Below are 13,048 nucleotides of genomic sequence, written 5' to 3'. Positions count from 1 at the left end.
ACTCAGCGAAATCAGACAAGGGAGCAAGACCGATGAGCGACGTTCAGAGCATCGTCGACCGCTTCGAGATCGAGGCGCTCCGCGGCGAGTTCACCGACGCGGGGATGATGCGCGACCCCGATCGGTTCGCGGCGCTGTTCACACCGGACGGCGTCTGGCGGATGTCGCACATCGACGTCGAGCTCGTCGGCCCGGACGAGATCCGCGCCTGGATCGGGCGGGCCTGGCCGCTGTGGGAGTACTTCGTGCAGACCGTGCACCCGGGCACGATCCGGCTCGACGGCGACACCGCGACCGGCCGCTCCTACGTCGAGGAGTTCGGGCGATTCGGCGACGGCGGGTCCCACCGGAACTACGCCATCTACCACGACCGCTACCGGCGTACCCCGGACGGCTGGAGGTTCACCGAGCGTGCCTATGAGATCAGGTACGCCGACTCCACTCCACTGGCGGGCTCGCCCGACCTAGCGCCATTCCCCTTCAGGAGCGACGAAGCATGACAACCACCAAACTCAACGAGCTGACCGGCGACTACGTCCTCGACACCTCCCACACGCGGATCGGCTTCGCCGTACGCCAGACGATCACCAAGGTTCGCGGGCAGTTCGACGAGTTCGAGGGCAGCGTGTACCTGGATGGCGACGACCCGTCGAAGTCCAGCGCCCAGCTCACGATCCGGGCGAACAGCATCCAGACCCGGAACCAACGGCGCGACGCCCACTTGTGCAGGAGCTTCCTGGACACTGCCGACCATCCGAGCATCACCTTCAACTCCACCGACGTGGCGCAGGCCGGCGAGACCACCTTCAAGGTCACCGGCGACCTGACCATCCGCGGCGTGACCAAGCCGCTCACCCTGTACTTCGACCTGACCGGCGCCGAGGACGACCCGGAGGGCAACCTCCGGGCCACCCTCGAGGGCAGAGCCACCATCAACCGCAAGGACTGGGGCGCCGTCTGGAACGCCGCCGCGGAAGGCGCCGGCCTCCTGCTCGGCTACAAGGTGTCCCTGGAGTTCGAGGCCACCGCGATCCGCCGGCCCTGACCGGCACCCCGGCCCTCGGCGGTCACCCCACTCGGGTCGAGCGCACCGCGTGTTCGATGAGCGCGGTGAACTGTGACGCCAGCCGGGTGATTCCGCCGACGTGACTGGCGGTGGGGTATTCGACGACGGTGGCGCCGACGCGTGCTGCCATCCAGCGTTCCTGGGCCGGGTCGATCATGCGGTCCTGGCCGGACACGGCGTACCAGGCCGGGACGTTGTGCCAGCCGACCGGGCCGGAAGGTGTCGTGACGATGGGGAAGTTGAGCGGCAGCTGTGCGGCGCTCAACGTGGCCGCCTGCCGGTTGCTGAGGTCTTGAGCGAAGTACTGATGGAAGAAGGCCGGGTCGATGAAGGCCGGCGAGGCGAAGGGTTCGCCGGTGAAGATCAGGTGCCCGAAGGCCTCGGACGGGGTGAAATCGGCGCCGAGGCTGCCGATCGAGTCGCCCTCGTCAGGTACGAGCGCCGCCGCGTAGACGAACGCGGAGATGTCCGTGCGGCCGTAGGAGGCGCCGGCGGTGACGATGCCGCCGTACGAGTGGCCGACCAGCACCTTCTTGCCCGAGATCTTGTCCACGGCAGTGCGGACGATCGCGACGTCCTCGGCGACGCTGTTGAGGCCGAGCTCGGGGGTCACGGTGCGGTAGCCGTCGTCCTTGAGTTGCCGGGCGACCTTGTCCCAACTGGTGCTGTCGGCCCAGGCGCCGTGGACGAGCACGATCGTCGGTTTGGTGGTGTGCGCCTCGGCAGGCGCCGCGAGGGACACGGCGGCGATCAGGACGGCCAGTACGGCGGCCCCGAGGGCGGCGATTCTCCGGCGGCGGCCTGGGGGAGTGGCGGTCTTGTGCTTGGGATGGGCGTGCATGAGGTCCTCCTATTGCGTGGATCCCTTGATGACGGGATGCCGCCACTCTGGGTGGGAAGGTCGGCCCTGGGCGCCTGGGTAGTCCCGGGTCAATGCCCGGGCCGGCCACCTGGGGCTCGGACCCGGGGGGTGGCCGGGGTACTCACAGGCGCGCGTCCACGTGCTCGGCTCCGACAGTTGAGCATGACCTGGACCCCCACCATTCAGTCCTGCGACTCCTACCTGGACGATCGCACCGGCAAGTACGAGTTCCGTGCTGTCCGGTACCGCGCTGCCGCCGACTGGCTGACAGCGAGCGGCCTCACCCACGACATGACGATCGTGGACGTCGGCGCGGGCATGACCGAGCTGGACTACTGCCTGCGCGCGGAGTACGGATGGCGGGGACGGTACATCCCCGTGGACGGCGGCATCGACGGTGTCAATCTGAACTACTGGACGCCACCACGCGAGGCGCATTTCTTCGTCGCCCTGGAGATCATCGAGCACCTGGCCAACTGGCGCGCCCTGATCGAGCGGATGCAGCGGAAGGCGCTGATCGGGGTGGTCATGTCGACGCCGAATCCGCGCACCACGGACGTGATCGGGATGGACCCGACGCACATGGTCGAGGTGTACTCCAAGGATCTGGAGCCCTACGCGTTCAAGGTCTCGGAGGAGACGTTCTACGGGGGCGTATTTTCAGATGGTGCACCGGACGCGCTGTTCGCGACCTGGAGACGCTGAGTTGAGCAAGCTCCGCGACCCCTACCGCAGTTCCGCTGGGAGGACGAGTGATGTCGACCGACGATCGCCGGCCGCAGCCGATGCCCACTTCGGCGAGCGCGATGCTGGCCACGCTGACAGACGAGCGCTTCTCCGATCCGGCGTGGTTGTTCGAGCGGAAGTGGGACGGCGTGCGGTGCCTGGCGTTCCGTACCGCGTCAGGCGAGGTGCGACTGCGCACGCGCAACGACAAGCCGCTCGAAGGCACCTATCCCGAGATCGCCGAGGCGGTGGCGAGCGAGTGCGAGGTCGCCGCGGTGCTGGACGGCGAGGTGGTGGCGTTCGTCGGCCGGCGGACCAGTTTCGAGCGCCTGCAGGGCCGCCTGGGGCTGACCGATCCTGTCGCGGCAAGAGCAACCGGCATCGCTGTGTACTACTACGTGTTCGACGTGTTGCATCTCGACGGGTACGACGTTCGGGCCTTGCCGTTGCGGGAGCGCAAGCGCTTGCTCCGCGACGCCGTCCATTTCGCCGATCCGCTGCGATTTACGGCGCACCGCAACACCACCGGTGAGGAGGAGTTCCGCAAGGCTTGCGCGCGAGGTGACGAGGGCGTGATCGCGAAGCGGGCCGATTCGCCGTACGCCGCAGGCCGGTCGCACGACTGGCTGAAGTTCAAGTGCGTGCGTGACCAGGAACTGGTGATCGGCGGCTACACCGCACCGAAGGGCTCCCGGACCGAATTCGGCGCGTTGCTCGTCGGCTACTTCGACGGCGCCGATTTCGTCTATGCCGGGAAGGTGGGAACCGGCTTCAACGTCTCGGTGCTCACCGACCTCCACGCGCGAATGCAGCGCCTCGAGCAGGAGCACTCGCCGTTCACTCGGGGGCGGGTTCGTGAGCGGGACGTGCACTGGGTCGAACCGCGGCTCGTGGCGCAGATCGGCTTCACCGAGTGGACCCGGGACGGCCTGCTCCGGCATCCGCGGTACACCGGGTTGCGCGACGACAAGTTTGCACTCGAGGTCGTGCGCGAAAGCTGATCAGTTCTTCCCCGGCGGCGATGCCGCGATCAGAAGCGGCTGGCGTTCTAGCCTCTGGGCCGGCACATCGCCTGGTCTATCGCGGTCATCGCGGCCATCACGGCGACGTCCGGATCGGGGTCGGCCAGGTTGTGCCAGACCTGGGGATCGCACGGGCGGCCGCCGAGGTCCGGAGGTGTCCTCGAGCTGTCCCAGACGGCCCGTGCGGTCGCGCCGCTGGAGGCGAGCGGGATGACGCTCACGCCGCGTTCGAGTGCCCAGCGCACCTCCTCGCTGGTGCCGCTTCCACCGCAGATGACCAGCAGGGCGCGGCAGTCGTCGAGGACGCTGCCGACGAGTTCTTCCCGCTCGAGGTCGGTGAAGATCGCGGTACCGACGTGCGCATCCATCAGTGGCGCTTGTTCTCCTGGATCGTTCCGGAAGTAGATGCGGAACCGGTCGGGCTTGTAGCGACCGTTGGCCCGGAGGAGCTCGGCGAGCCGGCTCGTGACGCCCCACCCCGCCGGTCCGCCGAGCGAGGCGAGCTGCCACGACGGGGGACGAGCGGTGAGCGCGACCGCGAGCTTGTCGTACCACGGTTTCAGCAGTGTCTTGTCGCCGCTCCCGCTGACGAACAGGCGTTCCGGGCGGGTGCGGGTGGTGATTGCCTGCAGCATCGGGGTGAGTTCGCTGAAGTCGCTGATCTCGCAGACGTGCACACCGCTGTTCTCCAGGTCGCGGACTCGCAGTTCGTGGAGCTGGACCCCCTCGGGGTCGGCCGGTCGACGCAGGACGGTGAGGTGCCGGTCGGCTGCAGTTGTGCCGTAGCGACGGGCGAGTCGCAGCAGAACGTCGATGTTGGGGTCGGCGAAGCTGAACCCGAGGAACAGCATGGTGCGGGTGAGGTACGACGCTCGCAGCAGCGCCCACATCCGCGGATGCGTGTCCTCGTACTGCTCGAAGTCGCTGCGGGTGATCACCGGTGGGGCGGTCCAGGTCGGCGGGGTGTCGAGACTGAGGCCGCCGTGCATCTTGATGATCGTCCGGCGCCCGGTGCCGATGTCGAGAGCGTCGTTGTCCTGCGCGGCGACACTGGCATCGGGAGCTGCCGTCTCCAGCAGCGAATCGAAGTTGGTCGTCCAGATCTCGTCGATCGGGAGTTTGGCGATGAGGTGATGGCTCACCGCCGGTGTCCGGTACGCCGACAGCTCGTTGCGCAGGTGATTCTCCAACGCCGGGCGCCGGCCGGGACCGTTCTGCTCGTAGTACTCGGCGAGCAGCGGCAGGTCCGCGAACTCACCGGCTACACCGATCTCGGCGGCGAGCGGGCTCAGGAGATCGCCCCAGGTCGGCAGTCCGGCCGCCGCGGACAGACCGGCGCCCACGAACAGCGAGGCGACGCCGGCATCGACGGCGCCGCCGAAGATCCCCACGAGCTCGTACCGGTCGATGGTCACCCGAACAGCGTGCCACGTCGGGCCCGCGCTCGTTCCACGCCGAGGATCCCTGAGACCTTCGTGCCACCGGCTGTCGTGCCGCGGCTGTGAGATAATCCGGCGGAGGTTTTCCGTGACGTCACCCCGGCTGCCCAGAGAACTCCGCGGCAGGCAGAGCGAGTGCGCGACCCTTGACGCCCTCGTGGCCGGCGTGCGCGCCGGCGCGAGCCAGGTGCTGGTACTGCGTGGCGAGGCCGGCGTCGGCAAGACGGCTCTGCTGGACTACCTGGCGAGTGGGCTCGGGCCGAGCTGCCGGCTCGCCCGAGCGGCGGGTGTCGAGTCCGAGATGGAGCTGCCCTTCTCCGGCTTGCACCAGTTGTGCGCGCCGATGCTGGACCACCTCGATCGCCTGCCCGGGCCGCAACGTGATGCGCTGGCGACGGCTTTCGGGATGCACACCGGGCAGCCGCCGGACCGATTCCTGGTCGGACTTGCCGTGCTGAGTCTGCTCGCCGACGTGGCGGAGGAGCAGCCGTTGGTGTGCATGATCGATGACGCGCAGTGGTTCGACCCCATCTCGGCCCAGACGCTCGCGTTCGTGGCCCGTCGTCAGCTGGCCGATCCGGTCGCGCTGGTCTTCGCGCTGCGGGGAGAGCACGAGGACGAGGAACTGACCGGGCAACCGACGATGGTCGTCCGGGGACTGAGGGACGCCGATGCTCACGCGCTGCTCGACACCGTCCTGACCGGCCACGTCGACCATCGCGTGCGCGAGACGATCGTGGCCGAGGCCCGGGGCAACCCGCTGGCGCTGCTGGAACTGCCTCGCGGCCTTTCGAGAGCCGAGCTCAGTTTCGGGTTCGGTCTCGCGCACGCGGTGCCGCTGGAGACTCAGCTGGAGCAGGGTTTCTCGCAGCGCTGGGGGGCACTTCCGAGGCCGACCCGCCTGTTCCTGCTGGCAGCTGCCCTCGAACCCGTCGGGGACCTGAGCCTGCTGAGACGAGCCTTGCGGCGGCTCGAGGTCGACTTCGCAGCCTCGGTGCCGGCGGTGCGGGTGGGCCTGATCGAGCTGGGCGCACGAGTCCGGTTCCGGCACCCGTTGGTGCGATCCGCCGTTGCCCGAGCCGGGGAGGTGACCGACTTGCGAGCCGTCCATCTCGCGCTGGCCGAGGAGACCGATCCGGTGCTGGATCCCGCCCGACGGGCCTGGCACCGGGCGTACGCGGCAAGCAGGCCTGATGAGGAGGTCGCCGTCGAGCTGGAAAGGTCCGCGGATCGGGCGCGGGCCCGGGGCGGTCTGGCGGCGCAGGCGGCATTTCTCGAACGTGCCATCGAACTGACCCAGGACCCGGCCCGGCGCCCGGCCCGCGTCCTTGCCGCAGCCAGGGCCCGGCACCAATCCGGCTCGTCGGACGCGGCACTGGCGCTGCTGGCGAGAATCGAGACCGCGAACCTCCACCTCGACGAGCCGACTCACGCCGAGGTGGAGGTTCTCCGGGCGCAGATAGCGTTCTTCTCCAGCCGTGGCCGCGATGCGCCGCCTCTCCTGTTGTCAGCCGCCCAGCGGATGGAAGCGTTGAACAGAACCGCTGCCCGCGACATCTACCTCGACGCGTTGGCGGCAGGGCTTCTGGTCGGACGTCTGGCCGGCGATGTCGGCGCCCGTGAGGTCGCCGAGGCGGCCCGCGCGGCACTTCCATCGACCGCTCGGCCTACCGATCTCCTGCTGGACGGCCTGGCGTCGCTGATAACCGATGGGTATGCGGAAGGCGTCCCACCGGTGCGGCGCGCCCTGAACGCCTGGCGCACCGACGAGGTGTCGACCCCCGATGCCCTTCGCTGGCTGTGGCTCGCCACCCACGCTGCCCACGACGTCTGGGACGACGAGAGCTGGGAGGTGTTCTGCACACGTCACCTCCGCCTTGCGCGCGAAGCTGGAGCACTGGCCGTGCTGCCGATCGCACTCAACAGCCGGATGGGCCTGCATTTCCTCGCCGGCGAGTTCGCAGCGGCCGCCGCGCTGGTCAACGAGTTCGCGACCGTCAACGAGGTCATGGGCAATCACCTGCTGCCGTACGGCGCTCTGGCGCTCGCGGCATGGCAGGGCCGGAAAGACATCGTCTCCGGGCTCACCCGAACCATCCTCGTGGAGGTCGGGGCACGAGGTGAGGGCATGGGACTCACCATCGTCGATTACTCGACGGCTGTCCTCCACAACGGTCTGGGGCAGTACCAGGAAGCCATGAGAGCAGCTGAGCAAGGAGCCGGATACCCCGACGAGCTCGGCTTCTCCACCTGGTCGCTGGTGGAACTCGTCGAGGCCGCTGCGCGAAGCGGACACCCTGACCGCGCAGCGGACGCACTCAAGTCGCTGATTCGGACCACGAGCGCCAGCGGCACCGACTGGGCACTCGGAATCGAAGCCCGAGCTCGCGCACAGGTGAGTCAGGGTGAGGCTGCCGAGGCCTACCACGCCGAGGCCGTAGAGCGGCTCGGCCAGACTCGCATGCGCGTCGAACACGCTCGCGCTCAGCTGCTGTACGGCGAGTGGTTGCGGCGGGAGAACCGTCGTCGCGATGCACGCAGCCACCTGAGGTCGGCGTACGACATCCTCACTGAGATGGGCGCCGAAGCCTTCGCCGAACGAGCTCGTCGCGAACTGGTCGCCACCGGGGAGACGCTCCGCCGGCGATCCGTCGAGGCCAGGGAGGAATTCACGGCGCAGGAGGCGCAGATCGCACGGCTGGCGGCGGAGGGCCGAACGAACCCCGAGATCGGTGCGGAGTTGTTCCTCAGCCCCCGCACGGTCGAGTGGCACCTCCACAAGGTCTTCGCCAAGCTCGGGATCGGCTCCCGCCGAGAACTCTCCAGCACCCTCCTCAACGCCTGAGGCGGGTCCGCTCGTCCTGGCTCATCGGCGGAGTTCGGGTTCGACGTACTCGAAGGTCGGGCCGGCGGTGCAGCCGTCTCCGTCGGGCATCTCCATCAGGCTCTGCGCCTGGGTCTTGAGCGCGTACATGGTGCGGATAGCGGGTCCGAGCGTCTTCGGCCAGCCATTGAACGATTGTTCCAGCGACTGGAGCAGTGTGCAGTAGGTGCGGTTGAACTCCTGCTGGGCGGTGCGGATCGGGCTGTCCAGCGGGTGATCGGCCAGGCGCGGGTTGCGCCGCATCGGGCGGACGCCGGCGAAGTCGACGGAGAGAGCCTCGCCGGTGGGACCGGATTGCGGCGTGTCACCGCGTCGGTAGCGCCGGCCCAGCTTGAGTTCCACGAACCGGTAGTAGTGGGCGACCTCGTCCCGGTCGGGGTGGAAGATGTCCTGGTCGCCGTCCCAGACCTCGCCGCGGGCGGTGCCTTCCCCCTGCTCGACGATCTCCTTCAACGCAGCGAGGGCCGTGTCGAGATCGTCGACCCGGTCCAGTCGTCCGGCGGTGTGGCTGAAGTGGTCTGCGGTGACCTGGCGAGACGGGTCGCCGGAGAAGACCTCTCGCTCGCCGAGTTCAGCGCACAAGTGGCGTAGTGCTTGTTCGATCGCGTCGTAGAACTGCCCGATCGTCTCGTAGTGGTCGCCTTCGGCCGGAGCTCCGGGTGGTGCGGGCTGTTCCAGGCGGAGGAACATCTCGAGTGCTTCCGGCCCGAAAGGAACCAGCGACAACTCCAGCGAGTGCTCGCCATGGGGGAGGCGGCGGGGGTAGCAGGGCAGCATCTCGGGTGTGTCGAGCCGGGGCTTCCCGCCGACGGCGTTGAGCAGGTTCGCCGCCAGGGCCAGGTGGATCATCTCCTCGACGAAGACGCTGCTCACCACTTGAACGGCGTCCGGGTTCTGCTCCGGGTCGAGGGAGTAGAGCGCGCACAGGTAGGACGGCAGGGTGGCGTGCTCCAGTTCGACCGCCCACTGCAGGTGCTCGCGAAGACTCTCGAGCGTCTCGATCCGTGCCCTGGTTGGCGCCACGGCGGTCCGTTGCTGTCCTGCGTGATTCATGAGTGCCTCACTTCTGCTGTCGACAACGGTCGTTGGGGTGCGGGCAAATCAACTGTGCGAGCCAGGCGGGAGGGGGCGCGCCCGTGAGTACCCCGGTCATCCCCGGGTCCGTGGTCCCGGTGGGTCATGGCGGGGTCCTTCGTCATCCAGGTCACGCAGTAGCTGACTTGACTGCGCTGTAGTCAGCTCCTACAGTTCAGAATATCAAACCTGGACATCAAACATCCAGGATCTAAACAGAGTTGAGGAGAAGTCATGGCGATGAGGATCTTTCTGGCCGGCGCGTCCGGAGTGATCGGGCAGCGGTTGATTCCCCGGTTGGTTCAGCAGGGGCACGTGGTCGGCGCCATGACGCGCTCGGCCGGCAAGACGGAGCTCCTGCGCGGCCTCGGCGGCCAAGCGATTCTTTGTGATGTCTTCGACCGGGAGGCGCTGATCCAGGCGGTGGTCGACTTCCAGCCGGACGTCATCCTGAACGAGCTGACCGACCTGCCGGACGATGTGACGAAGATCGGCGACCACGAAGACCTGAACGCCCGGATCCGGACCGAGGGCAACCAGAACCTGATCGAGGCCGCGCGGAAGAGCGGGTCGCCGAAGATCCTGGCCCAGAGCGTCGCCTGGCAGCTGCCTGACGGGCCTGACGCTCGGGCTCTCGCAGAGCTGGAGGCTTCGGTTCTCGCCGAGGGCGGGGTCGTGCTGAGCTACGGACAGTTCTACGGGCCCGGCACCTACAACGAGCAGGGGCAGCCCGCGGAGCCCCGGGTCCACATCGACCGAGCCGCCGACCGGACGGTGGAGGTGCTGGGCGAGCCATCCGGCGTCATCGTCATCACCGACTGAGGATCAGGTGTCCTGTGGCTCGGCCCAATCACCGTTGGCCACGATCGCGAGATCGTCGAGGTCGAGGTTCCGCCCGGATTCGGTGCGCGGACCGATCACCACAGGCTCGCCGGTACCTCGTTCCACCAGGCGCAGCGGCCCGCCTTCTTCCGCCTGCAGGTACTTGTTGCCCCACTGCATGAGCGCGAAGACGGCGGGCAGCAGATCTCGGCCCCTGTCGGTCAGGTGGTACTCGTCGCGGGTGCGCTTGCCCGGCTCCCGGTAGGGCTGCTTGGTGAACAGTCCGAGCTCGGTGAGTTCCTTGAGCCGCGCCGCCACGATCGCATCGGTGACCCTCGTACGCCGGGCGAAGTCGTCGAACCGGGTGGTGCCGTAGAGGGCCTCGCGAAGGATCAGCATCGACGACCGGGTGCCGATGACATCCATCGCCAGCGCGATCGAGCAGTTCTCCAGCCGCCACGTACTCCGGTCGGCCAGCACACCTTCGAACGTGATCGCCATGACTTCATCCACCTCGTAACCGCAAGGAGCTTCTCGTGTCATCATCTCAGGTCTCCACCAGGGCGCCGGCCAGCCGGCGCCGTCCGCTCCTGCCCGCCGGACTGGCGTTGGCGGGCGCGGCGATCACGTTCACGAGCCTGTACCTCGCGGCAGGCGCGCTGACGCCGTTGCTCGTGGTCTACAAGGAGCAGTGGAACTTTCCCGCGTCGCTTCTCACGGTGGCGTTCGCCGTCTACGCGATCGGCTTCCTCGCCGCCGTCCTGACGGTCGGGTCACTGTCCGACCACATCGGCCGGCGCCCAGTGCTGATCGGCGCACTCGTCGTTCAGGTCGCGTCGAACCTCCTGTTCCTCGTGGCCAGTGACATCGGCTGGGTGATCGCCGGTCGCATCGTGCAGGGCGTTGCCAGCGGCGCGGCGACAACTGCCTTCACCGCGGCGCTCGTCGAACTCGCTCCGCCCAGCCGGAAGAGACTGGGCATGATCCTCGGCAGCGTCGGCCTGACCGGAGGCCTCGGCTTCGGCTCCTTGCTGGCCGGCTTGGCGATCCAGCTCACGACCGCGGCGAACACCATCATCTTCGTCGTCCTCACCGTCGTCACGATCCTCGGCACTGTCGTCGTCGCCCTGTCTCCCGAGAGTGTGACCCGCTCACCGGGCGCGCTCCGCTCGCTGATCCCGCGGATCGCCTTCCCGCCCGCCACCCGCCGGGAGTTCGCCGCGGCGGCGCCGGTCGTGGCCGCGGTCTGGATGCTCGCCGGACTCTCGGGTGGGATCGCGCCGAACATGGTTCGCAGCGTCTTCCATCTGAACAGCGGCCTGCTCAACGGCCTGGCCGGCTTCATCGCGCCGGCCACCTCGGCCGTCATCGGACTGGTGTTCGCCCGCGTCGACTCCCGGCGCGCGATGACCATCGGCATCTACGCGTCCATCATCGGGGCCGTCGGCATCATCAGCGGCGTGTACGCCGGAAGTCTGGCCATCATGATCCTCGGACAGGCCATCGCCGGTGTCGGCTTCGGCGCATCCTTCACCGCGGCCCTCCGCCTCATCTTCCCGCTCGCGGCGGAGCACCAACGCGCGGGAGTCGTCGGCGGGATCTACTTGGTCTCGTACGTCGCTCTCGGCCTCCCCATCGTCATCGAAGGCCAACTGACCGGCCCCCTCGGGGAGATCCCGGCAGTCACCTGGTACACCGGAGCGGCCATCCTCCTCGCCCTGATGAGCCTCGTCGCCCAGCTCCGCCTCAAGCGCAGTACTCCCAGTGTCAGTGGACCAACTAGCAGCTCCGTACTGCGATCCAGCGACGCGCGCACGCCGGAGCGAGACGACATCCCCGCATGACCACGACCGACTCAGCAGCCATAAAGTTGCCAAAGGCAATGTCAGGCGCCCCGCCAGCGTGACACCGGCTCGAACAGTTCACACGCACCTTGGTTGTCGCCGGCAACGCCGGCTACCAGTCTTGATGCGCGCGACATGCCGGAAGTTGCGAGCCGGCCGCTGTTGTGAGCAGCAGGAGTGCCGGACCAACTGGTGGAAGTCGGGCGGCGAGGTCGGTGCATCTCGGCTACGGTGGATCGCGGTTGGCCGTTGGATATTCACGCGACCTCGTGCGAGGAGGAGAAGGTGTCGAAGCCGCTCAAGATCGCGGTACTGGGGTTCTGGCATGTTCATGCGAAGGACTACGCCCGGCAGACCCAGGAGCATCCCGGCACGGAGCTCGTCGCGGTGTGGGATGACGACCTGGCGCTGGGGGAGGCCGGTGCGGAGCAGTTCGGCGTTCCGTTCACCGCGGATCTCGAGGCTCTGCTGGGCCGTGACGACCTCGATGGTGTCGTCATCAGCACGGCCACGAACGCTCATCGCGACCTGATGGTCAGGGCGGCGAAGGCGGGCAAGCACATCTTCACCGAGAAGGTGCTCGCGCCGACCGTGACCGAGGCGGAGGAGATCATCGCCGCGGCCGACGACAACGGCGTGAAACTCGTGGTCTCCCTGCCCCGGCTCGCGCACGGCTACACGCAGGCGATCCGTGACGTGATCGGCGCCGGCGGGCTAGGGCGGCTCACCTACGGCCGGGTCCGGCTCTCCCACGACGGAGCTGTTCCGCGGGATGGAAACGAAGGCTGGCTGCCCCAGCGCTTCTTCGACCGGGAGACCGCCATCGGTGGCGCCCTGACCGACCTCGGCTGCCACCCGGTCTACCTGATCCAGCTGTTCCTCGGCGCCGATCCCGAGACCGTCAGCGCGACCTATCGCTCCGTGAACGGTCGCGGCCTGGAGGACAACGCCGTCGTCACCGCCGGCTATCGCGACCAGAAGATCGGCGTGATCGAGGCAGGGTTCGCCAGCCGGAACCCCTTCACGATCGAGATCTTCGGCACCGACGGCAGCCTGACCTACACCGAGACAGGCAACGTACTGCGGGTCTCGGGGCCGGCGTTCGGCGGCGAGGACCAGCAGCTGCCGGTGCCGGACCATGGCAACGATCCCTTCGCCCAGTGGGTCGACCACATCACCAACGACACCCGGGCGGATGACAACCTGGCCCGGGCAGTGGAGCTGACCCGGATGGTTGCCGCTGCCAACGAATCCGCGGCGCAGGGCCGGACCATCCCGTACTCCGCGTCGGACGGCGTCTGACCTTCCC

At 68.1% G+C, this 13,048-nt stretch carries 12 protein-coding genes; 8 read left to right on the top strand and 4 right to left on the bottom strand.

Annotation, left to right across the window (positions count from 1 at the left end):
* Window positions 1–32: 32 nt before the first annotated feature.
* Together EV644_RS13475 and EV644_RS13470 are read left to right on the top strand one after the other, a co-directional pair.
* Window positions 33–500, top strand: coding sequence for a nuclear transport factor 2 family protein (locus EV644_RS13475; RefSeq protein WP_132188587.1), 468 nt, complete (start codon window positions 33–35; stop codon window positions 498–500).
* Window positions 497–1,045, top strand: coding sequence for a YceI family protein (locus tag EV644_RS13470; RefSeq protein WP_132188586.1), 549 nt, complete (start codon window positions 497–499; stop codon window positions 1,043–1,045). The genes EV644_RS13475 and EV644_RS13470 overlap by 4 nt, the downstream gene beginning before the upstream one ends.
* A 22-nt stretch (window positions 1,046–1,067) precedes the next feature.
* Here the strand turns inward: EV644_RS13470 and EV644_RS13465 are convergent, their stop codons facing one another.
* Window positions 1,068–1,907 carry an alpha/beta fold hydrolase gene (locus EV644_RS13465; RefSeq protein ID WP_132188585.1) on the bottom strand — a complete coding sequence of 280 codons (840 nt, stop codon included), beginning with the start codon at window positions 1,905–1,907 and terminating at the stop codon, window positions 1,068–1,070.
* A gap of 183 nt (window positions 1,908–2,090) precedes the next feature.
* Between EV644_RS13465 and EV644_RS13460 the strand changes: the two genes are divergently transcribed.
* Both EV644_RS13460 and ligD read left to right on the top strand, forming a co-directional pair.
* Window positions 2,091–2,633 carry a hypothetical protein gene (locus tag EV644_RS13460; protein WP_132188584.1) on the top strand — a complete coding sequence of 181 codons (543 nt, stop codon included), beginning with the start codon at window positions 2,091–2,093 and terminating at the stop codon, window positions 2,631–2,633.
* A gap of 50 nt (window positions 2,634–2,683) precedes the next feature.
* Window positions 2,684–3,655, top strand: a complete 972-nt coding sequence (gene ligD / locus EV644_RS13455) for a non-homologous end-joining DNA ligase (RefSeq protein ID WP_132188583.1) — start codon at window positions 2,684–2,686, stop codon at window positions 3,653–3,655.
* Between the two features lie 47 nt (window positions 3,656–3,702).
* On the opposite strand, the gene EV644_RS13450 is transcribed toward ligD, so the two are convergent.
* Window positions 3,703–5,091, bottom strand: a complete 1,389-nt coding sequence (locus tag EV644_RS13450) for an SIR2 family protein (RefSeq protein WP_158292819.1) — start codon at window positions 5,089–5,091, stop codon at window positions 3,703–3,705.
* Between the two features lie 112 nt (window positions 5,092–5,203).
* On the opposite strand from EV644_RS13450, the gene EV644_RS13445 reads away from it, so the two are divergent.
* On the top strand, window positions 5,204–7,960 hold the full coding sequence (locus tag EV644_RS13445) for an ATP-binding protein (protein ID WP_241998127.1): 2,757 nt from the start codon (window positions 5,204–5,206) through the stop codon (window positions 7,958–7,960).
* Between the two features lie 21 nt (window positions 7,961–7,981).
* On the opposite strand, the gene EV644_RS13440 is transcribed toward EV644_RS13445, so the two are convergent.
* Window positions 7,982–9,052, bottom strand: a complete 1,071-nt coding sequence (locus tag EV644_RS13440) for a ferritin-like domain-containing protein (protein WP_132188580.1) — start codon at window positions 9,050–9,052, stop codon at window positions 7,982–7,984.
* A 261-nt stretch (window positions 9,053–9,313) separates the two neighbouring features.
* On the opposite strand from EV644_RS13440, the gene EV644_RS13435 reads away from it, so the two are divergent.
* Complete coding sequence (locus tag EV644_RS13435; protein ID WP_132188579.1) at window positions 9,314–9,895, top strand: NAD-dependent epimerase/dehydratase family protein; 582 nt, start codon at window positions 9,314–9,316, stop codon at window positions 9,893–9,895.
* Window positions 9,896–9,898: 3 nt separating this feature from the next.
* On the opposite strand, the gene EV644_RS13430 is transcribed toward EV644_RS13435, so the two are convergent.
* Window positions 9,899–10,396: a winged helix-turn-helix transcriptional regulator gene (locus EV644_RS13430; RefSeq protein ID WP_132188578.1), complete on the bottom strand. Its 498-nt coding sequence runs from the start codon at window positions 10,394–10,396 to the stop codon at window positions 9,899–9,901.
* Window positions 10,397–10,431: 35 nt separating this feature from the next.
* Here EV644_RS13430 and EV644_RS13425 point away from each other — a divergent pair, with 35 nt between their 5' ends.
* Complete coding sequence (locus tag EV644_RS13425) at window positions 10,432–11,739, top strand: MFS transporter (protein WP_132188577.1); 1,308 nt, start codon at window positions 10,432–10,434, stop codon at window positions 11,737–11,739.
* Window positions 11,740–12,024: 285 nt separating this feature from the next.
* Window positions 12,025–13,041, top strand: a complete 1,017-nt coding sequence (locus tag EV644_RS13420; protein ID WP_132188576.1) for a Gfo/Idh/MocA family protein — start codon at window positions 12,025–12,027, stop codon at window positions 13,039–13,041.
* Window positions 13,042–13,048: the final 7 nt, after the last annotated feature.

It is taken from the genome of Kribbella orskensis, from assembly GCF_004342085.1.
GTDB lineage: Bacteria > Actinomycetota > Actinomycetes > Propionibacteriales > Kribbellaceae > Kribbella > Kribbella orskensis.
This window is presented reverse-complemented; position numbering and strand designations above follow the sequence as displayed.